The organism is Burkholderia arboris, assembly GCF_038723655.1.
GTDB lineage: Bacteria > Pseudomonadota > Gammaproteobacteria > Burkholderiales > Burkholderiaceae > Burkholderia > Burkholderia arboris.
The window spans coordinates 1,330,813-1,355,460 of sequence record NZ_CP109823.1; the positions used below are offsets into that span (position 1 = coordinate 1,330,813).

At 63.2% G+C, this 24,648-nt stretch carries 20 protein-coding genes and 2 pseudogenes; 11 read left to right on the top strand and 11 right to left on the bottom strand.

Going from position 1 to position 24,648, the window contains the following annotated elements:
• Positions 1 to 56: 56 nt before the first annotated feature.
• From OHZ10_RS38510 to OHZ10_RS38520, 3 genes are all read right to left on the bottom strand, one after another.
• Entirely contained in the window at positions 57 to 791 is a 735-nt protein-coding gene (locus OHZ10_RS38510) for an ABC transporter substrate-binding protein (RefSeq protein ID WP_174992349.1), read from the bottom strand.
• Positions 792 to 978: 187 nt separating this feature from the next.
• Entirely contained in the window at positions 979 to 1,977 is a 999-nt protein-coding gene (locus OHZ10_RS38515) for a zinc-dependent alcohol dehydrogenase family protein (protein WP_174992350.1), read from the bottom strand.
• 61 nt (positions 1,978 to 2,038) lie between these two features.
• Positions 2,039 to 2,341, bottom strand: a complete 303-nt coding sequence (locus OHZ10_RS38520; RefSeq protein WP_059241362.1) for an ArsR/SmtB family transcription factor — start codon at positions 2,339 to 2,341, stop codon at positions 2,039 to 2,041.
• A 1,046-nt stretch (positions 2,342 to 3,387) separates the two neighbouring features.
• Between OHZ10_RS38520 and OHZ10_RS38525 the strand changes: the two genes are divergently transcribed.
• The 3 genes and pseudogenes from OHZ10_RS38525 to OHZ10_RS38535 form a co-directional block, all read left to right on the top strand.
• Positions 3,388 to 4,659: a peptidoglycan DD-metalloendopeptidase family protein gene (locus OHZ10_RS38525; protein WP_425394806.1), complete on the top strand. Its 1,272-nt coding sequence runs from the start codon at positions 3,388 to 3,390 to the stop codon at positions 4,657 to 4,659.
• A 306-nt stretch (positions 4,660 to 4,965) separates the two neighbouring features.
• A complete protein-coding gene (locus tag OHZ10_RS38530) occupies positions 4,966 to 5,403 on the top strand; it encodes a tetratricopeptide repeat protein (protein WP_059241364.1) in 438 nt (145 codons plus the stop codon).
• A gap of 117 nt (positions 5,404 to 5,520) precedes the next feature.
• A pseudogene (locus OHZ10_RS38535) lies at positions 5,521 to 5,634 on the top strand (LysR family transcriptional regulator); the annotation flags it as partial.
• A gap of 126 nt (positions 5,635 to 5,760) precedes the next feature.
• Here the strand turns inward: OHZ10_RS38535 and OHZ10_RS38540 are convergent.
• Positions 5,761 to 6,927, bottom strand: a complete 1,167-nt coding sequence (locus tag OHZ10_RS38540) for a porin (RefSeq protein ID WP_342706509.1) — start codon at positions 6,925 to 6,927, stop codon at positions 5,761 to 5,763.
• A gap of 974 nt (positions 6,928 to 7,901) precedes the next feature.
• Here OHZ10_RS38540 and OHZ10_RS38545 point away from each other — a divergent pair.
• The 3 genes and pseudogenes from OHZ10_RS38545 to OHZ10_RS38555 all read left to right on the top strand — a co-directional run.
• Positions 7,902 to 8,347 (top strand): annotated as a pseudogene (locus OHZ10_RS38545) (GNAT family N-acetyltransferase); the annotation flags it as partial.
• A 140-nt stretch (positions 8,348 to 8,487) separates the two neighbouring features.
• Complete coding sequence (locus tag OHZ10_RS38550; protein ID WP_342706273.1) at positions 8,488 to 9,900, top strand: HD domain-containing phosphohydrolase; 1,413 nt, start codon at positions 8,488 to 8,490, stop codon at positions 9,898 to 9,900.
• A gap of 84 nt (positions 9,901 to 9,984) precedes the next feature.
• Positions 9,985 to 11,754, top strand: coding sequence for a histidine kinase (locus tag OHZ10_RS38555; RefSeq protein WP_226196049.1), 1,770 nt, complete (start codon positions 9,985 to 9,987; stop codon positions 11,752 to 11,754).
• 47 nt (positions 11,755 to 11,801) lie between these two features.
• On the opposite strand, the gene OHZ10_RS38560 is transcribed toward OHZ10_RS38555, so the two are convergent.
• The 3 genes from OHZ10_RS38560 to OHZ10_RS38570 form a co-directional block, all read right to left on the bottom strand.
• On the bottom strand, positions 11,802 to 12,905 hold the full coding sequence (locus OHZ10_RS38560; RefSeq protein ID WP_174992418.1) for an extracellular catalytic domain type 1 short-chain-length polyhydroxyalkanoate depolymerase: 1,104 nt from the start codon (positions 12,903 to 12,905) through the stop codon (positions 11,802 to 11,804).
• A gap of 247 nt (positions 12,906 to 13,152) precedes the next feature.
• Complete coding sequence (locus OHZ10_RS38565; RefSeq protein ID WP_342706274.1) at positions 13,153 to 14,856, bottom strand: cobaltochelatase CobT-related protein; 1,704 nt, start codon at positions 14,854 to 14,856, stop codon at positions 13,153 to 13,155.
• Positions 14,857 to 14,860: 4 nt separating this feature from the next.
• Positions 14,861 to 16,063: an AAA family ATPase gene (locus tag OHZ10_RS38570; protein ID WP_342706275.1), complete on the bottom strand. Its 1,203-nt coding sequence runs from the start codon at positions 16,061 to 16,063 to the stop codon at positions 14,861 to 14,863.
• A 214-nt stretch (positions 16,064 to 16,277) separates the two neighbouring features.
• Here OHZ10_RS38570 and OHZ10_RS38575 point away from each other — a divergent pair, with 214 nt between their 5' ends.
• Positions 16,278 to 16,802, top strand: a complete 525-nt coding sequence (locus OHZ10_RS38575) for a GNAT family N-acetyltransferase (RefSeq protein ID WP_174992353.1) — start codon at positions 16,278 to 16,280, stop codon at positions 16,800 to 16,802.
• Positions 16,803 to 16,871: 69 nt separating this feature from the next.
• Positions 16,872 to 17,741, top strand: a complete 870-nt coding sequence (locus OHZ10_RS38580; protein ID WP_342706276.1) for an alpha/beta hydrolase family protein — start codon at positions 16,872 to 16,874, stop codon at positions 17,739 to 17,741.
• Between the two features lie 167 nt (positions 17,742 to 17,908).
• Here the strand turns inward: OHZ10_RS38580 and OHZ10_RS38585 are convergent, their stop codons facing one another.
• From OHZ10_RS38585 to OHZ10_RS38600, 4 genes are all read right to left on the bottom strand, one after another.
• A complete protein-coding gene (locus OHZ10_RS38585; protein ID WP_342706277.1) occupies positions 17,909 to 19,414 on the bottom strand; it encodes a methylenetetrahydrofolate reductase C-terminal domain-containing protein in 1,506 nt (501 codons plus the stop codon).
• Between the two features lie 152 nt (positions 19,415 to 19,566).
• On the bottom strand, positions 19,567 to 20,067 hold the full coding sequence (locus OHZ10_RS38590; RefSeq protein ID WP_059241373.1) for a flavin reductase family protein: 501 nt from the start codon (positions 20,065 to 20,067) through the stop codon (positions 19,567 to 19,569).
• A gap of 140 nt (positions 20,068 to 20,207) precedes the next feature.
• Positions 20,208 to 21,236, bottom strand: coding sequence for a methionine synthase (locus tag OHZ10_RS38595; RefSeq protein ID WP_340625923.1), 1,029 nt, complete (start codon positions 21,234 to 21,236; stop codon positions 20,208 to 20,210).
• A gap of 25 nt (positions 21,237 to 21,261) precedes the next feature.
• Complete coding sequence (locus OHZ10_RS38600) at positions 21,262 to 22,245, bottom strand: DUF1852 domain-containing protein (RefSeq protein WP_342706278.1); 984 nt, start codon at positions 22,243 to 22,245, stop codon at positions 21,262 to 21,264.
• A 321-nt stretch (positions 22,246 to 22,566) separates the two neighbouring features.
• Between OHZ10_RS38600 and OHZ10_RS38605 the strand changes: the two genes are divergently transcribed.
• From OHZ10_RS38605 to OHZ10_RS38615, 3 genes are all read left to right on the top strand, one after another.
• Positions 22,567 to 23,475 (top strand): LysR family transcriptional regulator, encoded by a 909-nt coding sequence (locus OHZ10_RS38605; protein ID WP_342706279.1) that lies wholly within the window; start codon positions 22,567 to 22,569, stop codon positions 23,473 to 23,475.
• A gap of 237 nt (positions 23,476 to 23,712) precedes the next feature.
• Positions 23,713 to 23,904 (top strand): hypothetical protein, encoded by a 192-nt coding sequence (locus tag OHZ10_RS38610; RefSeq protein ID WP_404823516.1) that lies wholly within the window; start codon positions 23,713 to 23,715, stop codon positions 23,902 to 23,904.
• A gap of 12 nt (positions 23,905 to 23,916) precedes the next feature.
• Entirely contained in the window at positions 23,917 to 24,633 is a 717-nt protein-coding gene (locus OHZ10_RS38615; RefSeq protein WP_342706510.1) for an epoxyqueuosine reductase QueH, read from the top strand.
• The last annotated feature ends 15 nt before the right edge of the window (positions 24,634 to 24,648 follow it).

Here is a 24,648-nt window from a genome sequence, read left to right on the forward strand (position 1 = left end):
GCCCCGGTGTCTTGGCGGACACCGGGGCCGTTTTTATTTCGTCACGCGGCGGCCGGTCAGGCGGCCGGCGCGACGGACGCGCCCGTGATGCCGTGCCGACGCAGGGAATCGGCGACGAAGCCGGACGCTTTCATTTCTTCGACGAATGCATTCAGCATGGTTGCGGCCGCATCGCCGCGGCTTTTCGGCACGCCCATCGCCTGACGGATCACCATGAAGCGCTCGTCGAGCAGGCGCAGGCCGGTCGTTTTCGCGGCGTCGGCTTCGAGCTGCTGCTTCACGCCGGCCGCCACTTCCAGCCGCTGTTCGAGAAACGTCGGGACGACAGCCGGCGACGTCGGTGCGCGCACGATCTGGGCGGACTTCAGTTCGCGCGTGAGGAACAGGTCGTATGCGCTGCCCTTGCCGACGGCCACGCGGTTGTGCGGCTGGTCGACGTCGTCGTTGGTCCGGATCGGCGAAGCGTCGGGCACGAGATAGAAGCCTTCGATCAGCACGTACGGCGCGGTGAACGCGACGGTTTCGCCGCGCAGCGGATCCACCGCGAAGAAGCCGAAATCGGCGCGTTCTTCAGTCAGTGCCTGCACCGATTTGCCGGCGGCGTCGAACACCACGAGTTCCAGTTCGGCCGACAGGCGCTCGGCGAACGCGCGCGCGAGGTCGATCGAGACGCCGAAGGGTTCGCCCGTGGCAGCGTCGCGATTCGCGAGGATCGGGTTGCCGAGGTTGATCGACGCGCGGAGCTTGCCGGTCGGGGTGAAGGCGGAGACGGCGGAAGGGGCGATGGGCATGAGCGGGCTCGTGGGCGGCGTAGGGGCGGCAGGGTGACGGGGGACGCGCAACGGCGCGTCGATGTCGAGCTTATCACCCGGACGCCGGGGGGAGCGTGTCGCGGGGCGCGCCGGCTTCGAAACGTCGAGCCGGAACGCCCGCTTCATGGTCGTAGCTCCCCCGTCCGGGTGGCCTATGACGGTTCGGCTATTCGTTCCGGTGCTGACCGGAAACGAGCTGAGCAGACGGCGCAACCGCGATCGCGATTTTTCCCCGAACACCGTTGTCAGGACTCTCCAGCCGGGCATGGGCGAGCGGAATGTCGGCAAGCGAATAGACGGCGCCCACGTGTGGCCGCAACTGGCCGCGCTCGACCAACGCGCTCAACTCGTCGAGCTTGCCGCGGTTCTGCCGTGTGAAAACGAAGTGGTAACTCGCGTTCTTGCCCCAGGCCTGAAGGACGTTTTGCGGCTGTGCGATGTCCACGATCGTCACGACGCGGCCGAGTTGCGCGAGCGCGTCGGGGCTACGCGACAAGGTGTTGCCGCCAATGGTGTCGAACACGACATCGACGCCGCGGCCGCCCGTTTCCCGCAGGATGGCATCGACGTAATCGTCCTTCTGGTAGTCGATCACCACGTCGGCCCCCAGGCTTCGCGCGAACGCGAAGTTGGTTTCGCGCACGGTCGTGAACACCCTTGCACCGATGGCTTTGGCGAGCTGGATCGCCACATGACCGACGCCGCCCGCGCCGCCGTGTACCAGAATGCTTTCCCCGACTCTTAATGCCGCGCGCACGACCAGGGCTTCCCACGCCGTCCCGCCAACCAGGGTCAGGCTTGCCGCTTCAAGATGGCTCAGCGACGACGGCTTCTTCCCGACGATGCCTTCTGCCGCAACGTGGTACTCGGCATAGCTTCCCGGGCCGTCGAAAATCTGCGGGGTGTACCAGACTGCGTCTCCCGGGGAGAAGGTCGTCACCCCCGGGCCGACTGCCTCGACCACGCCGGAGACGTCATGCCCGGTAATGGCCGGCAGCGGCACCAGGTCGCGATAGTCGCCCCGTCGGACCTGGTAATCCAGCGGATTGATGGAGGTGGCATGTACGCGGACCAGCACGTGTCCCGCGTGCGGCACCGGCGTGGGCACGTCGCAAAGTTCGAACGATTCCGGGCCGCCAAACGACTTGAGTTGCATTGCTTTCATCGCACATCCTCGTTTCGATAAAAAGGGATATCGGGAATTATCGATATCATGGGGCAAAAAATTACAGGTCCTTGCCGATGCTCGCGGCAAGGGCACTGATGGCTGCTTCGTTCCGCTTGTAGTAGGTCCACTGGCCGATGCGCCTGACTTCGACCAGGCCGGCGCGTTGCAGTGTGGCCAGATAATCGGACACCGTGGACTGCGACAAACCGACACCTTCCTGAATGCTGCTGACGCAGACGCCCACCGTATGAACGTCCCCCTCGTCCTGCGGAGGGAAGTGCTTCGCGGGATCCTTCAAACCCTTCAGGATTTCAAGGCGCGTCCGGTTCGAGAGAGCTTTGAAGATTTCGAGCAAGTCCATGGCGCGAGTATATCGAGATTTACCGATATGTCAATGTGGGGCGCGCTGTCGTCATGGAGAAGGGGGGATGCGGGTGGCTGGGTCGACGCCTCCGTCGGACCTGATGCTGCGTGCGCCTGTTGCAGCTTTGAAGACGGGTATCCAGGTCGGCCCGAGGCGCATCTGGCAGCCGAAGCGGGGGCGCCATTTTTCGGGTTCGCGATCGAGCGGGAAAAGCCGGTCAGGATGCTTCTCGCTTCGCCACCTGGCGATCGGTACTTCAAGGTGCTCGATTCATGTTGCCGCAAGACTCATGCGCGAGTCGCCTCAGCATCGTGGCTTGCGAGGCAGGCATGTGACGTGGCGCAGTCCACCTCGGGTGCGGTTCGCCGCCACTCCAGCGGCGCCGTCACCGCGATGCCGTGACGAAACACATTTATTGCAGGAGCACGGATGGGCCGCCGCTTGCCCGGAAGTTCGCGGCGACGGGTCGTGCTCATCGAGACCGACTGCTTCATGGTGCGGGATCGTGGGCAACGATCGAGGCCATTTCGCAGTTAAAAGCCTGCCGGGCGCGCCACGTGGTGACCCGCTACGTGAACCGACCGCGAGGCGCGAATGCTCGCCTCGTCAAATCAATTAGATGCAATTGCGCAGTGGCAAAAATATGAGCGGCATCAAGCCTCATTGTTATTCGCAAGGCGGTAGCGCTACGTCGCGAGAATGGAGTGATTTCGACGCGGCTTATAAACGACGAGGGAATGGTTGCGTGCAGCGGTGAACGCACATCACGGCGCCACCTTCATCCCTCGGTGGCGAGAGGCATTGGCTTGGGCGGAAATGCATGAGCGGAGCGTGTTCGATCAAGCCGAATTGAATCGTGGAAAATCCATCCAGGCCCCCAAGATGATTCAATATCGACCGACTCCGGTTTCAAGGTCATTTAAATCATTGTGAAATTATCGCGTCAAGAATTTCAGCCGAAGCAGGATATTGGGAAATTGGCTCGGATATATTGCATTTTCCTTGCAATGAATGATGAATGAGGTAGGCTTGAGGCCGTCGTCATGATTTTCTTGAAAACTCCATACGTGGTGAATTTAACTATGCGCAATTCATCAGGTCGTTCTGCATTGAATCCGATTCAATCCATCATTGGAATTCTGCTGATTGCAGCCAGCCTTGCCGAAACCGCCCATGCGGTGCCAATCGAGACGTCGTTGCAACGCTCGGTCGACGAGGCGCTTGAATCCCGGTCGGGCAAGACGCTGAAACTGCCGGCCCAGTCGGACAGCAGTCTGGTCGAGGCAATAAGAACCGACGACGTTTCCGGATGGGTATTTGGCACTGCGACGCAAATTCTGCGTGATGACGAATCTGCCGATCCCGTCACGAAGCTGTTCATTGCACGCAACGTGAATGGCCGGTGGATCGCAGGTGTGGAGGGCAGCAGCACGTTCGGAGCGTTGCTCGATGCGGCGCCTCCCACACTGCTCGCGGCCGACGAGCGGAAGAATCTGGCGTCACGGCGCACCGCGCTTGCACCACGGTCGGCTGCGTTGCCGCAACCGGGCCTTGCGTTGCCGTGGGAATCGAATGCGGGGTGGTACTGGACCGGCGGCGCACACGGCTGGTCCGGACAAAGCAGGCCGTACAATTCCCTCGATTTCTCGGGGGGTAACGGCCGCGTGCTGGCGGCGCGAGACGGCTATCTTTACAAGAGCTGCGAGCGCAACGGCAGCGCAATCGTGAAGGTGGTTCACGACAATGGCTATGCGACGACCTATTACCACATGGTCCAGCTGACGTCGCTGAACAGCGGCACGCGTGTCCGTCAGGGGGAATATCTCGGCAGCGTCGGAAACGGCTTGCCGTGCGGCGGGCAAACGACGGGGCCGCATGTTCACTTTTCATTGAGCAAGGATGGCAATGACGTGTCCGTCAATGGCATGACGATCGGCGGCTGGCAATTCTTCGAGGGTACTGCGCCGTATTCGGGATACGCGGTTCGAAATCAGCGGCGCGTCTCCCCGCAGGCATGGCTGGTCAACTACGGGAGCGCGGATTCCGGCGATCCGCCCACGCCCGTGAGCGCACGTGTACAGGCACCGGGTCCGGCGAATCTGCGCAGCGCGCCTTCGTTGTCGGCGCCGATTGTCGGTTCGCTCGAGAATGGGCGCACCGTGCAGCTCGCTTGCCACCAGTACGGCGACTCCGTGAATGGAAACTGGGGCGCTACGCGGCTTTGGTATCGACTCGACTCGAATCAATGGATCTCCGACGGATTCATCTACACGGGCAGCAACGACCCCGTGGTGCCGGAATGCGTGAGTTCGTGAGCATGCCGGTCTCGTGCTGCCTGCTGTAGCCAAAGCGCTGACGTGACCGTCACGGTTCCGGTCGCGCCGTTGTGCCGTAGGGTGATCGTGCGAGTGAACGCCATGCAGCCGTGACGATCATTCCGTACAAACCGGGTGGATACACCGGGAACCGACGCACATCCTTCACTCCGCTCGGGTATGCTGCGTCACTGTTGGGCTGTTGAGCCAACCAGACATCGACGATGGGCGGAGCGGGCGACACCACGATCGCATCGCCCCCGTTCGCACCACGACGCCACTTCCCTCTCCCGGACAAGGACCCCCATGGCAGAACTCGACAACGCACTTTACGAGCGCATCGGCGCGCTGAGCGAGGCAGGCGACGCGTTGGCGGAAGACGAGGATTTCGAAGGCGCGCTGGCGAAGTACTGGGAGGCGTTCGATCTGCTTCCCGAGCCCAAGACCAACTGGGAGGCCGGCACCTGGTTGATGGCCGCCATCGGCGACGCGAATTTCTTCCAGGAAGACTACGCGGCCGGCCGCGACAATCTCGGCCACGCGATGCATTTCCCCAATGCGATCGGCAACCCGTTCCTGCACTTGAGGCTCGGCCAGTGCCAGTTCGAACTCGGCGATCTCGACCGCGCCGCGGATGAGTTGATGCGCGCCTACATGGGCGGCGGGCCGGAGCTGTTCGAAGACGAGGACGACAAGTATCTGCGATTCCTGGCCACGCGGGCGGAAGGCATCGAGGCACCCTGACGAGGTCGTTCGCAACCGACGTCCCGTGTCGCGTTGCATCGCCACACGGGCAGTGGCCCCGCACGAACCCGCCATCCAATGAACCTGGCCCGCCGTCGTCTTCCCGGCGCCACGTTTCAGCTCGGCGCGGCCGTCGAGGGGCTGGGCGTGGTGCCGGCATCGCCGCCGCCGATCAAGCGCGATCTCGCCGAGGGGCGCCGCGTGTGTCCTGTCGCGTCGCCTGGCTTTCGACGCTCGAGGCCGGCGAGACTGATGTGCTGCGCATCATCGAGCCGGATGTTTGACGTACAGCCCTGCCGGCAGAAGTGTTCTTTGCCGGAGTAATGCGGCCATTACTCCGGACTTCCGGGGTGGCGATCAAAAACCGTGGAACATGCCGATGTTGACCTGAACCTGGTTGCCGCCCGATGAGGTGGCGCCGAAGTCGGCAGCCGAAGCCTGAGCGCCCTGAGCATGGACGTAGGCCCCCATCGCGTACAGCGCGGTGCTCTTCGACAGCGAGTACGTTGCACCCAGCGACACCTGGTTGATCGACGCCATCGTGCGACCTTCGGCAGCTTGCGTGGGGGTGGCTGCGGAACCGTACACGTAGGTGTACCCGGTAGCCAGCGACAGCGCCGGCGTGACCCGGTACTGCAGGAGGGCCCCCAGCACGTTGAAGTGGATCGACGGCTGGCCGTTGTTGCCCTGGTATTGGGCGTTCGAGTAGCGCAAGCCAGCCGTATACGGCCCAATTTGGTACTGAGTCGCGATTTGCGCGATGCCCGCGCTCTTGAACGCATTGCCACCGTTGTAGCCCGAACTCGGATAGCCCAGCGCGCCGCCGAAACTCGGTTGCGCCGTTGCGTTCAGCCAGCCGTTCTCACCCTGGTTCGTTGCGTGAAAGTACCCGCCGGCGACCGTCAGGCCGCCTTGAGCGTAGGTCGCAGCCGCCGACCACGATTGACCCGAACCCATTGCACCGGCAACGCCGCCGAACGAGTACGCGCCTTCAGCCTGGAAGCCGTGGATGATCGGCGAAATGTACTTCACGGCGCTGTTCTGGTTCGTCGTGTTGTCGTTGTTGTCGACGTCGCCTGGCGTCGAGAATGTCGTCGCCGAAATGGCGTCACCCGTGAGGCCTTGAACCATTTCCGTCACGGCGTCAAGCTGGCGCCCCATACGCAGGGTACCGTACTGATCGGACGCGAGGCCGACGTAGGCCTGGCGGTTGAACAGCGAACGCGTGGAACCAATAGGCCCTTGACCACCAATGCCGCCTGTCGAGATGTTGAAACCATTCTCGATCTTGAAGACCGCCTGGAGGCCGCCGCCGAGATCCTCTTGCCCCTTGAGGCCCCACTTGTTCGACCCGGCTGCACCGCCATCGAGGCCGAACCGCTTGTGACCATTGACGTTCGACGTGTAGCCGATGCCCGCATCGAGCATGCCATACAGGGTGACTGACGACTGTGCCATTGCTGCCGAAGATGCTGCGAAGGCGGCAAAAGCGATAACGCTGACGTTGATTATTTTGCTTTTCATCTGCATGTCACTGTCAGGAATAGTTTCGGGGTGGATTGAAACGGCGTGTGTTGTATTCGAATGCAGGTGACGGCGCACGGCCCGCGCGTCGCCTCGGCCGCAACGACCGGTGTCATATTCGTCAGATCGGCTTGCTGAATTTACTCATTTTGGCGTCCTTAAAATTTTTAGTTGTGAAACGCTAAACATGTCGACTTGTCCTGCCTTCTGCCGTATTCGTAATCCGGGCGAACTGCGGTACCGAATCCGCACAGCCGAATAACGCGGGCGGATCGCCGTGCTGAACCAGACGCTTCTCCGATGGCATTTCGAAGAAGTACTGCAGCACCGTGCTTCACGCTCGCGCAGTTCCTGCGAGCGAGGTCAGCGATGCGGGAACCGGACCATGCGCCACCTGCGACAACAAGCGAGCCGGAAATACCGGCCGTCCTTGCAGACTGATCGAGAGTCCCGTTCAGTCACAGGCGACGTGCACGAACTTTTTCGACGAGCACCCACGCAGCCGGGTCGTGCTTTGCAAGTGCAAAAAACATATCAGGAACATAATTCGACGTCAAAATTTGTTTGATATAAGTTAATCTCGTTTGATAACCTGACGCTTTACGGAGTTTCCCTTATAGGAGCGGCATCGAGACGAAGTGTTATCGAGGTCCGCGTCGTCACGCTGATCACTGCGGAACGTGACAATTCCGGTTACGCGATGCGTTTCCCCAATGCAATCGGCAACCCGTCCCAGCATTTGACGCGTGGGGCGTCCCAGTTCGAATTCGGCAATCTCGACCGCGCCGCAGACAAGCTGGTGCGCGCCGACGTGGGAGGGGCGGCACGGCGTTTTCGAAGACGAGGGCGGCAAGTACCCGCGATTTCCGACCACGCGAGCGCAACGCATCGACACGCGCGGATGTTCGTCCTCGGCACCCGGGCAGCGCTGCGCCGCCACGCCGAGCACTTGCTTCCGAGCATCCCGCCAGCCGATGAACCTGACCTTCGTCCCCGTCGCGCAATCCGATGCCGAACCCTCGTCGCCATCCGCATCGCCGCGATGCGCGACCGCCTCGAACGCATCGGTCGTTTCGATCCGCAGCGTGCGCGCGACCGGTTTCTCGCGTCGTTCGCCCCGGCGTTCTGCCGTTTCATCGAAGCCGGCAAGGCGTGCGTGCGCTTCGACGTGGTTCGCCCGGCGGCAGATCGCTGGCGGCGCGATCACCGGTCCATCGCGCCCGAGCAACAGGGCAAGGGCATCGGCGCCGCCGTGCTGCGCGAGCGTTTTGCCGAAGCCGGCGAACACCGGATGCCCGTTCGTGTGGGCGCATTGCGCGATGGCGACTCGAACCGCTTCTCCGAACGACACGGCTTCGTGCGAGCCGACGAAGCGGAATGGGACATTGACTATCGGCGCGAGCCGCGCACGGCAACGACGCAGCGCCCGCGCGCTGCACGCGGGTTGAAGCCAGGCCGGAAGTGGAAGTCATCGGAAGGATTAGCGTTTCCACCAATATGGAAAACGCGAAGGCGGCCGATGTTGCAGAGAGGGTGTGAATAATTGAACCGAGGCCAATTATGACGACATCTGCAATAAACGGCGTCAATGCTGCGCTGCTCGACACATCCAGCTCAACGTCGGCATCCGGCGACGCGTACCGCGTACCGTCGATCCTGCTGGTCGACGACGAACCGAACGTGCTGTCGGCACTCAGGCGCGTGTTCCGGCCCGCCGGCTACGACATCCTGACTGCCGAGAGCGGCGAGGCCGCACTCGGGATCCTGGCGTCGACCGATGTCGACCTGATCGTGTCCGACATGCGGATGCCGCACATGAGCGGCGCAGAGTTTCTGGCGCGCGCACGGGCGCTGTACCCGGACACGATGCGCATCCTGCTGACCGGTTATGCAGAAATCGCGTCGGTCGTGCAGGCCGTCAACGACGGCGGCGTGTATCGCTATCTGAACAAGCCGTGGGACGATCACGACCTGCTGCTGACCATCGAGCAGGCGCTGGAGCAGCGTCGCCTGCGCCGCGAAGCGGCCCGGCTGGCCGCGCTGACGGAAGCGCAGAACGACGCGCTGCGGCTGTTCAATACGGAGCTCGAAACGCAGGTGCGCGCGCGTACCGAGGAACTCGGCCAGACCGTGATGTTCCTGGAAGCCGCGCAACGCGACCTGAAAAGCAGCTTCACGGCGATGGTCCAGGTCTGCGCGAGCATGATCGAGCTTCGCTGCGGGGCCGCAAGCGGGCATGCGATGCGGGTCGGCGAGATCGCACGCCGGCTCGCGCTCGCGGCGGAGATGAGCGAACTGCACGCGCAGGACGTCTATTTCGCGGGGCTGTTGCACGGCATCGGCAAGCTGTCGCTGCCGGACGAATTGCTGCACAAGCCGCTCACGCGCATGAGCACGGACGAGCACCGGCTGTTCCACGAACATCCGCTGCGTGCGCAGATGGTGCTGACGCCGGTCGCGCAATTGCACAAGGTCGCATCGATCGTGCTGCATCAGTACGAGCGCTTCAACGGACGCGGCACGCCGGACGGACTGGTCGGCGATGCGATCCCGCTCGGCTCGCGGATCGTGGCGATCGCACGCGATTTCGAAGGGTTGCGTCACGGTGAAATCGGTGTGCCGCATTCGATCGAGCAGGCAATCGACGTGTTGCGCTCGCAGGCGAGCGTCCGCTACGACCCGCAACTCGTCGCGCGCTTCGTCGAGCTGATGCGGGACCCCGCGAGTCTCGGCATCGCGGCGTCCGTCGCCGAGATCAAGTCGGCGCAGCTGCGCGAGGGGATGCGGCTCGCCGACGATCTGCGTACGCATCGCGGCGTGCTGCTGATGACGAAGGGCAGCGTGATGTCGGCGCACCAGATCGAACTCGTGCGGCGCTTCGAGACGCGGGAAGGCACGCCGTTCGACATCCTCGTGCTGGCCGGCCCGGCTGCGTCGGCGCAGGCGCCCAACGCCGGCGCGCCGCCGGCCTGACCGCGCAACGATGGCGTGACGGCCGCGGTGCGCGATCAACCGCGCACCGCGGCGATGCATTCAACCCGCTCCAGGCGCCCGATCATGCATGGCACCTACAACCTGCCGCTCGTCGTACTGTCGCTGGCGATCGCGACGCTGGCCTCCTATACGACGCTCGATCTCGCGGCATTCATTTCGCTGCTCGACAACCCGAAGCTGAAGCGGGCGTGGCTGGGCGGCGGCGCGGCCGCGATGGGCACCGGCATCTGGTCGATGCATTTCGTCGGCATGCTCGCGTTCTCGCTGCCGATTCCGCTCGGCTATGCATGGCAGGGCACGGGCATCTCGCTGGCGATCGCCGTGCTCGTGTCGTATTTCGCGCTGAACGTCGTCACGCGCGCGCGGCTGGGCTGGCGGCGGCTGTGCGCGGGCGGCGTGCTGATGGGCGGCGGCATTGCCGGCATGCATTACATGGGGATGGCCGCGATGCACATGCAGCCGGGCATTCGTTACGATGCCGCGCTGTTCGCCGCCTCGATCGGCATTGCCGTGATCGCATCGACGGCCGCGCTCTGGATTGCGCAGGCGTTGCGCGTGCAACAGGCGCGCCATGCGACCGCGCAACGCGTCGGCGCGGCCATCATCATGGGCCTCGCCATCACCGGCATGCACTACACGGGCATGGCGGCCGCGCATTTCGCGCCGGACGCACGCTGTGGCGCCGCGCAAGGCGTCGATGCGCCGTGGCTCGCGACGACGGTCGCGTTGTTCACGATGGCGACGCTGGTCGTCACGCTGATGCTGTGCCGCTTCGATGCGCGCACAACCTTCCTGCGCGGCATGACCGACACGCTCGAGAGGCTCGTGCGCTTGCGCACCGACGAGCTCGAACGCGCACTGCGCCGCTACGAGCAGACGACACAGATGCTGCAGCGCACGCGCGAGAACATGGCGACCGAGATCGACGAACGCAAGGCTGCGCACGCGCTGCTCGAACAGGAGAAGGACGAACAGCGGCGCCTGCTGCAGGTGCTCGAGGAAACGCACGAGCAGCTGCTGCAGTCGGAAAAGCTCGCGTCGATCGGCCAGCTCGCGGCCGGCGTCGCGCACGAGATCAACAATCCGATCGGCTTCGTCAGCGCGAACCTCAATACGTTGAAGACATGGGTGCGCAGCCTGCTCGACGTGGTCGCGGCGCATGAAGCCGCGCTGCCGCAGCTCGATCCGGCCACCCGCGACGCGCTGGCGGCCGCGCGCCGCGCAGCGGATCTCGACTACGTGCGCGACGAGATCGCGACGCTGATCGACGAGTCGATCGACGGTGCGCTGCGCGTGCGGCGGATCGTGCAGGACCTGCGCGATTTCTCGCGCCCGGCCAGCGACGAATGGCGCGTGGTCGATCTGCATGCGGGGCTCGAGAGTACGCTGAACGTCGTTCATAACGAACTCAAGTACAAGGCCGACGTCGTGCGCGACTACGGCGAGGTTCCGCACGTCGAATGCCTGCCTTCGCAACTGAACCAGGTATTCATGAACCTGCTGGTCAACGCGGCGCAGGCGATTCCCGAGCATGGCGTGATCACCATCCGCACGTCGAGCGACGGCGACCAGGTATCGATCGCCATCAGCGACACCGGCACGGGCATGACGCCCGACGTCGTCCGGCGGATCTTCGATCCGTTCTACACCACGAAGCCGGTCGGGCAGGGCACGGGGCTCGGGCTGTCGGTGTCGCACGGCATCGTCGAGCGCCATCGCGGCGCGATCGACGTGACCAGCGAGCCCGGGCGCGGCACGACCTTTCGGGTGCGGCTGCCGGTCCGGCGTGCGGGCGATCGCGCGAACGCGGCAGCGCTGGCGCAACGGGCATGACGCCATGGCGGCGGCCGGTCGCGAGAAGCCGGTACGGGTGTCGCGCGTCATTCCCCTCGCTTGCGGCGCTGGCGACGAAAGAAATGCCAGAACATCGCGGTGGCGTCCGGCCCGCTGGCCGAATGGAACGGTTCGCGCGGGTCGCCGCCGCTCCACGCATGCCGCAGCCGGCTGACGATGCATACCCTGACGACGAGCCGGCCGCCCTTGAGATAGTCGGTGTAGTGCGCATCGTCGCGCGCACAGGAGCGTTGCTCGCCGACGCGTATCGCGCCGTGTTCGTCGACGAGCCGGTTGAGCCGGGCGAACGCGATGCCGAGTTGCTGCGCGTTCCGGTCGGTCACGACCGTATCGAGTTCGCCGTGCACGACGAGGGCCGGCATGCCGGGATAGGCCGCGATGTCGGCGCAGGCGTCGACCACGCGTACCGGATCGTCGCGGATGCCGTGACGCATCAGGCTCATGGCGGCCATCGTCGACAGCGGCGGCGCGATGGCCGGCCCGGAGTGCAGGCCGACCGCCGCGAAGCGCTCGGGATGGCGGATCGCCAGCGCCGCGGCGAGTCCGGCGCCGGCGGACATGCCCGCGACGTAGATCCGGTCGCGGTCGAAGCCGTACTGCTGCACGACGGCGTCGACCAGCGACGCGACCGCCGCGGCTTCGGACCGGGTCGCATCGTCATGCCAGTGCCAGCAGCGGTGCGGGTGAGCTGTGGCGGCCTGCTCGGGAAACAGCACGGCGAACCCCGCCCGTTCCGCCAGGCCGCATATGCGCGTGCCCGCCGCAAACGACTCGGCAGTCTGCTTGCAGCCGTGCAGCATGACGACGGCCGGCATGCCCGCTGTCGTCGCCGGTGCGGCGGGAAGATACAGCGCATACGCAAGATGGTTCACGAGCCGGCCGGCACTCGGGCCGGCGGAATGAAACGAGCGGCGCCACGTGCCGGGCGCCATGTCAGACGGCGCGGGGGCGGGACGCACCGCGCCGGTGCGTCGGGCGGCGCGGGCGGTGGCGGTCGGTTTGGCCGCCGGCTTGCTCGCCCGTTTGGCTGCCGGTCGCTGCCTGGCGGCAGGCTTCTTCGGACGTGCGCCGGTCGCAATGGAGAACAGCGCGAGATGCCGCAACCAGATGCTGGATTTTTTCCTGGGCATGGGCAGTTTCGTGCGGGTGGCGGTGGCAGGAAGATGTGGCCGAATCCGCCGTCGGGTGAAAGTCGAACGGGCGCGGAGCAAGATTCGTGCTGCCTGACGCACGCGCATCGGAACCGGCTGGCCGATCGAGCGCAGTGGAAAGCGGCATCCCGCAGGCGGCTGCGATTCGCGTTGGCCGTCGAGATGCTAGTCGCCCGATGTGACGCGCCTGCGAATCGACGCGCGCGCCGACCTGTCGCGCCGACGGCTACCGCCGATCCAGCAGCGTATCGCTCAGTACGGCGAACGCCGCGCCCGGCAGCTCGTTCAGGTGCTCGACCACGCTGCTGACCGGATAGAACGACTCGACCGCGTCGTCGAGAATCCCGACGCCGATCAGTTCGACGCGTCGTTCGCGCAGCGCTTCGACGCGTGCGCGCAGGTCGGTGCGCAGGATCGCCGGGTGGCCGTCGCCGGTGGCCGGATAGCCGTCCGACAGCACCATCAGGATACGCCGGCGCGCGCGCGTCGACAGCAGGCGCTCGGCGGCCCAGCTCAACGCCTCGCCGTCGGGGTTCTCGTGGCCGCATTCGACGCAGGCGACGCCGCTCGGGTTGTCGGAATCGAACCGCTTGTAGACGCGCAGGTCGAGCCGTTCGACGAACCGGTTGTAGCCGAATGTGCTGCGGCCGTCGTCGATCCAGCGCTGGTAATGCGCGTGCATCGCCGCATCCTCGACGGAACTGTAGCCGAGCACTTCGCATGCAAAGCCGAGCTGCATCAGCGCGTCGCACAGCGCAGCGGCGCAAAGCGTCGCGAGTTCGATCTTCCTGCCGGCCATCGAGCCGCTGCAGTCGATCAGCAGGCTGACCGCCGCGTCGCGCCCGGGCGCCGTGCGTTTGACGCGGAACGGCGTGCGGTAACCGGGGGACGTCACGAGGCGGGCGAGCGCGGTCCGGTCGAGCTCGCCGCGCTCCTGTTCGCGCTTCCAGCGTGTCTGCTCATCGACTTTCAGCGCGCGTTCGAGCTGAAGCTTGAGCGGCTCGGTCTGCGCGCGGGCCATGCCGCGCAGACGATGCCAGCGCGCCGGTTCGCCGTGGCCGGTGAAGTCCGTCACCGTGTCGAATGCGGTGGTCAGTGGAACCGACAACAGCGGCCGGCTGTCCGCCGACAGGCGGATCGCGCCGGGCGCCGCATCGCCCGGCGCCGGCGATGCCGTCGACGATTCCGTGTCGGCGAGCGCCCCGGCGCCGGATTCGGCCGCCACCGGCGCACGCGCGTCGTCCGATGTGCCCCGGCCGTCCGGTTCGAACTCGGCGGCGACGGTGTCGCTGTCGAGCGTGCCGCCCGGATCGGCCGTGAACATCATGTTGTTCGCGCCGGCCGACGCCAGCGCGCGCACGCGTTCGACGATCCGCCGTGCCGCGCGGATGCTGTCGGCCGTCGAGGTCGCGGCGCGGGCTTCGCCGACGAGATCGCCGGATGCGGCCAGCGTGGCGTCGAGCGACGGCATGCGCTCGAGGGCGGACGGCTGTTCGTCCCACAACGCGCGTTCGAGGCGCGACAGCAGCTTGTCGCGCCACGCCATGTGCGGCCACCGGCGCAGCATGTCGGCGGACGACACCGCCCGCATCCGGCCCAGGAACGCCTTCGCACCGGGATAGATCGCGACGAGACAGCCGGCCGCGCGCCGGTCGTCGATCGCCTGCGCAATGGCCCGCACGGCGGGCGACGCCAGCGCGGCCACGGTGTCGGTCGCGCCGAAGCGCTCGCGTGCGGCATACAGGTCGACGAAGCCGGTGATCGCGTCGTCGTCGATGCCGCCCCGGAGCAGCGTGTCGGGCAGCACCAGCACGTCGCGCTGCACGACCGGCCCGTGGCTCGCGAAACGCACTTCGATGCCGTGCCGTTGCGCGAGCGTGCGGGCGAGCCGGGTCAGGTGCAGCGACCGCGCGTCGTCGTCCCGGTCCATCGCGTCAGGCCTCGACGTCGATGTAGTGGCGGATGATGCTGCGGATCAGGTCGGCGTCATCCGCACCGACCTTCGCGTAGAGCGTCGGGCCGGCGGCCGATTCGGGGTCGCCGGTGCGCAGCATCAGCGCGGCCCAGTCGAGCAGGCGCCGCGTCGAGAACGCGCTGGCGAGATCCTCGCGGACGAACGCGGCACGGCAGTCGGCCGCGATCGCCGCGAGCGTGGCGGCCATCGCCGGCGACATCGCCGCGCCGAAGGTCCGCTGCAGCACGCGCGCCTCGTCGGCCGGCGGCAGATAGTCGAGGTGGTACACGCGCCAGCGGTCCAGGAACGCCTCGTTCATCACGTTCGCGCCCTGGTACAGGTGGCGGAACTGTCCCATCGCGCCCACCGCGTTGGCGGTCGCGAACAGCCGGAACGACGGGTGCGGCACGACGATCTCGTTGCCTTTCTCCTTCAGCAGCAGACGGCCGCCCGGTTCGAGCACGGCGGTCAGCACCGCGAGGATCGCCGGTTCCGCGAAGTCGATCTCGTCGACGATCAGCCACAGGCCCTCGCGCATCGCCGTCGGCAGCACGCCGTCGACCCAGATCGTCTCGCCGCCCTTGACGGTCCAGAAGCCGACGAAGTCGCCGACCGTCGTCTGGCCGTTCATGTTCGAGCGCAGCACGCCGTGGCCGGCCTGCGCGGCCGCCTGCTCGACGAGGCTCGTCTTGCCGGTGCCCGTATGGCCGATCAACAGGATGCGGCGGTTCTCGACGATGTCTTCGAGCACGTTCGCCGCCCGCGCGGTGAACAGGTAGGCGGGGTTCGTCGGCGGCACGAGCGGCCCGCCCGGGCCGCGCGGCATCGGCACGCCGCCGACGTGCGCGGTATGCGTCGCGTCGACGGCTGGCGCCGGTCGCGACGCATGCGCGCGCCGCAGGTCCTGCATGAAGCCGCCGCGATGCGCGGGGGCGGCGCGGTCGTCCGTTTCGCGCCGGACGAAGCCTTCCCGAAGCCACTTGTGCAGCTTCGCGTCGAGGTTGTCCGCGTCGACGACCGTATCGACCGACGTACTGCCGTCGGGCCGGCGATGCTGGATGCGGTACATGTGCGCGCGTTCGGAGCGGCTGACGATCCATTGTCCGGCGGACGGGTCCGCCAGTTGCCGGTAGACGCCGAGGACCGGCGGGGCGGAAGGCGAAGGGGCAGCGGGTGATGTCATGGCGGCAGACGAGATTGGGCGGCAGGCGCTTCATGTCTTCGATGCGTCGCATCGATTGTATAGTTTTGCCGCGACGGGCGACATCGGGGCATCGTGGGCCGCCAGACGTTGCGCTGATCGACCGGGTTGAAGGTCGGTACCGTAGCGGGCCTGCCCGCCCGCCTTTGCAAACAATCGTGCGCCGGTCGTCGAATCCGGCGAAGGAGAGTGGAACGTGACGGTGACAGGAACCGACGAGCGGGTGATTCGCCGTGCCAGCACGCTTGACGTGCCGGCGGTGCTGGGCATCTTTGACGAGGTGATCGCCTGGTTCGTCGCCATCGGCAACGAAGGGCAATGGGGCCGCGAGCCTTGGTCGACGTCGCCCAAGCGGATCGCGCTCGTGACCGAAGCCTGTGCGCTGCCCGAAGCGTGGGTGGCGGAAGGGCCGGAGGGCCGCATTCTGGGCGCATTGATCCTGGGCGAAGCCATGCCCTACGTGCCTGCCGCAACCGAGCCGGAAATCTATGTGAGAGTGCTGGTGGCGGCGCGCGACGCACAGGCGCGCGGTGTCGGCCGGCGCCTGATGGCCTTTGCGGACGACCGCGCCCGGGCTGCGGGGGTGGCGCGCCTGCGCGTGGACTGCTACGGCGGCGGGACGGGCGCGCTGGTGCGTTTTTACGAGTCCTGCGGGTATGAGCGAATTTCGACCTTCGACGTGGAGGGTTGGCCGGGGCAATTGCTGGGGCGTCGTGTGTGACGGCGCGCGTCACGCTTCAGCGATTGCCGTGCTGAAGCCATCCATTTTCGATATGTAGACCCTATGACAATGACCCGACGCCTGCTTTGGATTGGCCTTGCGCTCGTGATTCCCGGCGTCCACGCCGAACAGCTCAGGTCGGACCTGCACGAATCCGTCTCGACAATCGACGTGACCGTCAAGGATTTCTACGGGACGGAACAGACGGGCAAGGTTGCGATCACGCAATTCCTTCCGGATGGCGAAGGGCCGTTCCCGATCCTGATTCTCAATCATGGTCGCAGCGGAACGGATCGCGGCACGCCGCCGCGTTTTCGCTTCACCCGGCAAGTTGCTTTTTTTGTGAAACGAGGCTTCGCCGTATTTGAACCTACGCGCATCGGCTATGGTCAGTTCGGCACGCAGTTCGATCCGGAATATAGCGGTAAATGCCGCCAGAAGGACTATGCCCCGATGATCGATGCGGCTCGCGCTGAAGAGCTTGCCGTACTGGATTACTCGAGGCGGCAACCCCATGTCGACCCGCATCGCATCGTCATTGTCGGGCAATCGGTCGGTGGCTTCGTCACGACGGCCATGGCAGCCGACAATCCGGACGGCGTGGTCGGGGCAATCAACTTCGCAGGCGGTTCCGGCGGGGACCCGGTCGGGCATCCCGGTGTGCCATGTCAGGGCGAACGACTGGAAGCCATGTATTCTCGGTTCGGAACAACGGCGCGTGTCCCGATGCTCTGGATCTATACCGAAAACGATCAGTATTTCGCTCCGACGTATAGCCGCGCCTGGCACGATGCATTCGTTCGCGCCGGTGGCAGTGCCGACTATCGGCTGCTTCCGCCGTTCGAGAAGAACGGGCACATGCTGTTCGCGCACGGTGTCGAGGTCTGGGAGCCCGTGGTATCCGAGTTTCTCGAGCGTCAGGGATTCCCGGTTCGATGACAACCATGATGGATGCGGGGATCGAGTTCGACGTGAGTGCGACTTTCGATGTCCTGTTCGGGCTGGCCGTGGCGGAGCGAGGCGCGGCTAGCAGCAGCTAGCGGCCACCCACAGTCACTCAGGAAACCAGATTGAATGACCGTTCAAGGCGTAGTTTCGGCCACCGATCACTTTCGGCGTCGTAACGGCCGCCTGGCCGGCTTCCATTCTCGGGGGTTTGATTCAGCGCCCTGCGTAGGGTCTTCCGGCTCGAACCATTCGGGCCAGGAGCTGCGGTGCCTGTTGTCTGCTTCGATGCAAGGAATCAACGTCTGCGCCAGCACAGCCAACTGATCGGCAGATTTGGCAATCCGGTATTTGACACTGTGCACGCACTCCCGGTCGCCAAATTCGCAACGATTGAGCCGGGTGCCGCCACAGGGGCCATTCGCCAGGCCTTTGGGGCAGGTCTCGGGGCATACGTACAGGGTGTCCTGCAAGCGGCAGCGGCCGCAGGTATCGCAACCGACCAGCGGCCGCTTGATCGTCCGTTCGATTGCATGCAGGGCATTCGCAGCCATGCCGACCTTCCAGATCGACCGCGTCACACTCCAGCCAAAGGCTCTGCTGAGCCATCCCGTGCGACTGAAGAATCGATCATGTATGGAAGAGAGCAGCCTATGTCGCAGGCGTTCCCGGCGGGTGGCGGTGACGCCGGATTGCCCCATTTCCCAGGCACCGCTTTCGGGCGTGAAGCTAACCTGGGGCACCCCAGGCAGCTGCCAGCTTGCACGCCATCGCTCGCTCCATTCGGTCAATGAGGTCACGCTGTCCCGCTGCTCGGTGATCGCCTGCTCCAACGAAAGCAGTTCATCAAGCGTATGCACCCCGGACACATGAGCACCGGCATAGCCCATCAATTGCAGGCCCAGTATCTGCAACGCCAGGCGCTCGACACTTCGTGCGCTGGCATAGGCTTGCGATACCCGCTGCTCCCTGCCCAACAGCATTCGCATGGATTCGGTGATGACGATGCCGGGTACGGCCTGCAGAAGGGCCGCGCGTTTGTCGGTCACCCCCATCACACAGGCCAGCATGGGTTTCATGCTTGCCTGAGCGCGCATCCAGGTCCGGGCTTCAATATGCTTGGCGGCGTCAAAGCCGAGTTGCAGGGTGAGAAAATCCGCCCCAGCCAGAAGCTTCTTCTGCGCTTTCAGGTACTGTGCGCCGCCTTCTTCTTCACGGTATTTGAACGGGTTCAGCGCAGCGCCCAACAGCCAGTCCGGGCCGTGTTCGCGGGCAATTTGCAGCGCAGGTACCGACTCCAGATAGCGCACTTGTGCCTGATCATGGTGGCCTGGCAGGCGATCCCCACTGAGCAGCAACAATTGCTCCACACCAAGGGCCTTCATCGAGTCCATCTGAAGCAGCAAGTCGGCACGCTCGCGATCCTTGCCTGAAAAGTGCAGCAAGGATGAGGCCGGATTTCCCAATGCTTCAGCGGCTTCCAAGGGGCTCAGGTCCGAGTGCAGGCCGACACGATCGGCGAAAGCTGGCAGTAGCGGCCAGCCTGCCAGGTGCCCGCGTTGCACGATTGGCTCGAGCGCGGCCAGGCGCGAAGGGGACTGTTGAGGAACGACCTCAAGCACGCAGACGAAGCGCCCGTCGTTTAGCGCCTGTTTCAATGAACTCAAGACGGCTCGATACCTTGCAAGTGGGAGGAGCGTCGTCGCAGCGGCGCCTGGTGATGGCGCAGGGCAACGACGGGGATGCCAGTCCCTGGCAGGCTGGCGACATGGAAGAACCAATGCGCGGGCGCCCAGCGGCGGAAAGCGCTCGAACCGGGCTATGCGCCGGCGATGTTGCAGTACTGTCCTCTGAAGTACAGCAAGGGCTGCGTAGCGGCAGTGGCTTGCAGGTCCAACGCTTTCACTTCGCCAATCACGATCAGGTGATCGCCCGCGGCGTGTTCGGCATAAATTTCGCAATCGAGCCAGTGAAGGCTGCCGGCAATGATCGGATTACCCAGCGGCGATTCCTGCCATTCGACGCCGTGCCACTTGTCCGTGCCTCGCCGAGCGAATTGATTGGAAATCCCGACTTGCTCGTCCGACAGGATATTGACGACGAATCGACCTGCCTGGCGAATTTTCGGATAGCTGGCCGAACTGGACATGACGCTGAACGACACCAGCGGCGGGCTCGTCGACACGCTATAGAAAGACTGGCAAGTGAAGCCGATCGGCTCGCCATCGACGTGCGATGCAATCACCGTGATACCGGATGCGTAATGCCCGAGCGATTCGCGAAAGCTCAAAGGCTCGATGGCCGTGCTGGAAAGTGACATGGTAGATACCGAATACTGGGTGCGGCTCGGAACAATCGAGGCGGCGTAATTCGACAGATTCAGGGCGCCATTTCATGGCACTCCCCGACATCCTCGCGGCCTTCGATTCCCCGAGCACGACTTCCGACTTCAGCGCGGAACTAGTTCGAGAGTTCTTGTCGGACGATTTCCGCGCCTGCGCTCAAAGCACTCAGCTTGCTTCTCGCGATTGCGCGCGACAACGGGGCCATGCCGCAGTTGGTGCAAGGATAGAGCTTGTCGGCATCCACAAACTGAAGGGCTTTGCGCAACGTGCTGGCGACTTCCTCGGGGGTTTCAATGGTATCGCTTGCGACATCGATGGCCCCCACCATCACCTTCTTGCCTCGAATGAGCTCGATCAGTTCCATGGGAACGTGCGAGTTGTGACACTCCAGCGAAACCATGCCGATACTGGATTTTTGCAGCTTGGGGAAGGCTTCCTCGTATTGCCGCCACTCCGACCCCAGCGTCTTCTTCCAGTCCGTATTGGCCTTGATGCCATAGCCATAGCATATATGCACGGCGGTTTCACACTTGAGACCTTCAATCGCCCTTTCCAGGGTAGCGACGCCCCAGTCATTCACCTCATCGAAGAAAACATTGAATGCGGGCTCGTCGAATTGAATGATATCGACGCCGGCAGCTTCCAGTTCCCTGGCTTCCTCGTTCAGGATCTTTGCGAACTCCCAGGCCAGCTTTTCGCGACTCTTGTAATGATCGTCGTAAAGCGTATCGATCATGGTCATCGGGCCCGGCAACGCCCATTTGATGGGTTGCTTGGTTTGCTGGCGCAAAAACCTGGCATCGTCTACGAAAACCGGTTTTTGTCGGGAAACCGCATCAACGACCGTCGGCACGCTCGCATCATAGCGATCGCGAATTCGAACGGTCTTGCGATTCTGAAAATCAACGCCGTTGAGGTGTTCGATAAACGTGGTCACGAAATGCTGGCGCGTCTGCTCGCCGTCACTGACGATATCGATGCCTGCATGCTGCTGCTCTTGCAACGACAAACGCAAGGCGTCCTGCTTGCCCTCGATCAATCCCTCGTCCTGCAATTTCCACGGGGACCAAAGGGTCTCGGGTTGGGCAAGCCAGGAAGGTTTAGGCAAACTGCCAGCGGTTGAAGTGGGTAGTAATTTTTTCACGGTAGACGGCCTTGCGTTTTGTTAGTCAAAGAGCGTAGTCAGCGGACCACTGTTCAAGAATGGCGCGGTATGGTTTGATGAATTGATCCTCGACGAACCTGCCCTGCTCGATAGCCAGCCGGCTGCGTTCTTCCCGATCGTAAACAATTCGAGTCAACGAATAATCCTGGTGCTTCAAGCTGGGCCGGTAGGATTTTCCAGCCGGGGAATTCGCGTTGTAAATCTCCGGCCGGTAAATCTTCTGGAAGGTATCCATCGTGCTGATGGTGCCGATAAGTTCAAGGTCGGTGTAATCAGCAAGCAAATCGCCGGAAAAATAAAAGGCCAAAGGTGCGGCACTGTTTGGCGGCATGAAGTAGCGAACCTTCAAACCCATTTTTTCGAAATATTCGTCCGTCAGGGAATATTCCTCCTGCCGGTACTCGGCGCCCAATACGGGGTGCTGATTGGCAGTCCGGTGGTAGGTCTTGCTACTCGAAACGCTCAGGCATATAACGGGCGGTTTGGCAAATTGATTTCTGTAAGTGCTGGAATTTACGAAGCTCTTGAACAGCTTTCCATGCAGGTCGCCAAAATTATCTGGCGTGCTGAATTCGGGCTGATCCTTGTTGTGCTCCAGTAATACCACACTGAAGTCGTAATCTCGCACATAAGAGGAAAAATTGTTCCCCGCAATCCCTTCAATGCGTTCGTCGGTTTTCAGATCGATAATATTTGGTTTCAATATCTCGATCAAAGGGAGTGTGTTATCGCTGCTTTCTTCGTCAATGTTCATTTCAACGGAAATGATTTCAAGTTTGACGGAGTAGCGATCGCCCGCAGGATTGTCCCAATGAGCCAGGGCATTGAAGCGATTGTCAATCATCCTGAAAGTGTTGCGCAAATTATCCTGGCGGTTCGTTCCTCTGGCCAGGTTGGCAAAGTTGGTCGTGATGCGCGTACTTCCGGACGGGTGATAGTCTTCATCGAAACAGATGCTGTTAATGGCAAATGTGAATTCTTTACTCATTGCGATCTCGCACCCTGATTTCTGAAATGAACTGCGTTTGCTCTTTGTTTCCCGCTTTTCTTCTCTGATTCTTTACTCGGCAGTCTCATCGGTATCGACTTTCCGGGCTAACTTGACGCTGAGCCACAGTTGACCGCGCATGAATTGATTGCATGCAACCATTAGTCACTCTCATGGTGCGATGTGCGTGGATCTGCATAGTGACCATGTGCTGTGTGCTAATCAGAAGAAAAGTAACTGGAAGCGATGATATAGTTCCTGTTGCATGAATGAAAATGGATTTATTTCATGCAAACATTAAAATTGTTCATGGAGTGAGCGATGCTGGATCGCAGTCATCTGATGGTCGTGCGGGAAGTGGCGCGGCAGGGTTCGCTTACGGCTGCCGCCGATACGCTGAATCTCACGCAGTCGGCGCTCAGCCATGCGGTGAAGAAGCTCGAGCAGCAGCTCGGTACGCCGGTGTGGACGCGCGAGGGACGTTCCATGCGGCTCACGCAGGCCGGACAGTACCTGCTGAGCCTCGCGAACCGGTTGCTGCCGCAATTCGAACTTGCCGAAGAGCGTATCAAGCAGTACGCGCAGGGCGAGCGCGGCACGTTGCGGATCGGCATGGAATGCGCGCCGTGCTATCAATGGCTGCTGAAGGTGGTGTCGCCTTATCTCGCGCGCTGGCCGGATGTCGACGTCGACGTGAAGCAGCGCTTCCAGTTCGGCGGCATCGGCGCGTTGATCGGCTATGAAATCGACGTGCTCGTGACGCCCGACCCGCTCAAGAAACCCGACCTGCATTTTCAGCCGGTGTTCGACTACGAGCAGGTGCTGGTGGTCGGCGACAACCATGCGCTGGCCGGAGAAGCGTATGTCATGCCGGAGCAGTTGCAGGATGAGGTGCTGATCACGTATCCCGTCGAAACGGACCGGCTCGACATATACACGCAGTTCCTCACGCCCGCGAACATGGTGCCGAAGCGCCACAAGGTGATCGAGACGACCGACATCATGCTGCAGATGGTGGCGAGCGGCCGTGGCGTGGCGGCGTTACCTCGCTGGCTCGCGGAGGAATACGCGGGCTGGATGCCGCTCACGCCCGTGCAACTTGGAGAGACGGGCATTGCAAAGCAGATTTTCCTCGGCACGCGCAAGGCTGATGACGACATCGATTATCTTGCGGCGTTTGTGAAGGCGGCACGGGAGTGGAAATGGGCGGATGCGAAGATGCGAGACTAGTTTTGCATTGGGACATGAACAAAACTAATTGTTCGATGAAAAGATACCATTTCATCCTGCACGGCTCAGCCACTATCATGTTCGCCCGGGCGCATTAGCCGCTTGGCCTTTGATCCTTTTAGCCAGCTGCTGCGGACCCATACCCCGCGTCGGGCCGCGCCACACCTCCACGCAATGCTTGCGCCTGAAAGTCAGGCGTGAGCACCCGATCCATTTTTCTTCCAGGACTCCAATCCCGTGTTCGAACGTCGCCGCTACTCACTTGCCGAACGTGAGAAAGCAATCGACCCGGTGATTTTCCGTGGCATTCAGGGGGGCCTGCTGATGCATGCGATCGCGGGCAAGGCCGTCGCATTCAACGAGGCTGCATCGCTGGAGTTCAACGCGCATCAGCAGCCGGCCGTGCGATACGCGGCAGTGATCGAGTGAGGTAAAACGATGATGACCAACTCCGGCGAACGCAAATCCCTGCCCTTACCGGGCGGCCATCGGAAGGTTTTGCTGCATTCGTGCTGCGCGCCGTGTTCCGGGGAAGTCATGGAAGCCATGGTCGCATCGGCGATCGATTTCACGATCTTCTTCTATAACCCGAACATTCATCCGCGCAAGGAGTACGACCTGCGCAAGGATGAAAACATCCGTTTTGCCGAGAAATTCGGCATCCCGTTCGTGGATGCCGACTATGATCGCGACAACTGGTTTGCGCGCGCCCGCGGCATGGAGAACGAACCCGAGCGCGGCATTCGCTGCACGATGTGCTTCGACATGCGCTTTGAGCGCACTGCGCTGTACGCGCACGAGCACGGCTTTCCGGTGATGACCAGTTCGCTTGGCATTTCGCGCTGGAAGAATATGCAGCAGATCAACGACTGCGGTAAACGCGCGGCCTCACACTATCCGGAACTGTTGTATTGGGAATATAACTGGCGCAAGGGCGGTGGTTCGGCTCGCATGATCGAAATCAGCAAGCGCGAGAATTTTTATCAGCAGGAATATTGCGGATGCGTCTATTCGTTGCGCGATACGAACGCGCATCGCATCGCGACCGGGCGCGAGCGGATCAGGCTGGGAGCGTTGTACTATGCGCAATCTTCAGCGCAGGAGAAGGGCGTGCAGCCTGCGGCGCTGCCCGATACCGATGCTTCATCGCCGGGATGACGCCATCCCACGTTA